This window comes from Mycobacterium sp. E2479 (assembly GCF_001667925.1).
GTDB lineage: Bacteria > Actinomycetota > Actinomycetes > Mycobacteriales > Mycobacteriaceae > Mycobacterium.
The window spans coordinates 1-1,183 of the sequence record NZ_LZJR01000164.1 but is presented as its reverse complement, the minus strand read 5'-3'; the positions used below and the strand labels follow the sequence as shown (position 1 = coordinate 1,183).

At 66.5% G+C, this 1,183-nt stretch carries 1 protein-coding gene; it reads left to right on the top strand.

What is annotated here, in order from left to right:
- A partial coding sequence (locus tag A5686_RS25595; protein WP_156750241.1) for a phosphopantetheine-binding protein occupies positions 1–1,183 on the top strand: 1,183 nt, incomplete at both ends.

The window sequence follows — 1,183 nt, the reverse complement described above, 5'->3', positions numbered from 1 at the left end:
TGCGTCGTGCGGGGTTGACGGCGTCGCGGTTTGTGGCGTGTCCGTTCGGGGATTCGGGCGTGCGGATGTACCGCACCGGGGATCTGGTGCGCTGGCGTGCTGATGGGCAGTTGGATTATCTGGGCCGTGCCGATGAGCAGGTCAAGATCCGCGGGTATCGCATCGAACTCGGCGAAATCCAAACAGCCTTAATGGGTGTGGAGGGCGTGGAGCAGGCGGCGGTGATCGCGCGCGAGGACCGCCCCGGCGACAAGCGCCTGGTGGGCTACGTCACCGGCACAGTCGACCCGGCCAGAGCGCGCGCCGCGTTGGCCGAGCGGCTGCCCGGCTATATGGTCCCGACCGCGGTGGTGGTGCTCGACGCGCTGCCATTGACCGTCAACGGCAAGCTGGACACTCGCGGGTTGCCGGCACCGGATTACGCCGATGGGGATCGTTATCGCGCTCCCGGTGATGCCGTCGAGGAGATCTTCGCTGGCATCTATGCCGAGGTTCTTGGGTTGGAGCGCGTCGGGGTCGATGACTCGTTTTTCGAACTTGGTGGCGACAGCATTTCGTCGATGCAGGTGGTGGCGCGGGCTCGAGCGGCCGGGTTGGTGTGTAGGCCGCGCGATATTTTCGTTGAGCAGACGGTGGCTCGGTTGGCGCGGGTCGCGGGGGTGGCCGACGGTGATGGTCGCATCGATGAGGGTGTCGGGCCGGTGGTGGCCACGCCGATTATGCGCTGGTTGGCGCAGGTCGATGGGCCGACCGATCAGTTCAATCAGACGGTGGTGGTGCAGGCCCCCGCGGGGGTGACCGAGGCTGACGTGGTGGTGGTGTTGCAGGCCCTGCTGGATCGGCATGCCATGCTGCGGCTGTGTGTCGAGGACGATGGCAGCGGGGCCTGGTCGATGCGAGTGCCCGAGACCGGTTCGGTGCAGGCCGGCTCTTGTCTGCGGTCGGTCGATGTCGTCTCCGATGACGCGCTCCTGGAGGCGCGGGCGCGATTGAACCCTGCCGCTGGGGTGATGCTTAGCGCGTTGTGGGCTGCCTCGACGGGCCAGCTGGTGTTGATCGTGCACCACCTGGCGGTCGACGGGGTGTCGTGGCGAATTGTGTTGGAAGACCTCAACATTGCTTGGGCCCAACATCGTGGCGGCCAGTCGATAGCGCTGCCGGTGACCGGGACGTCATTCGCCCG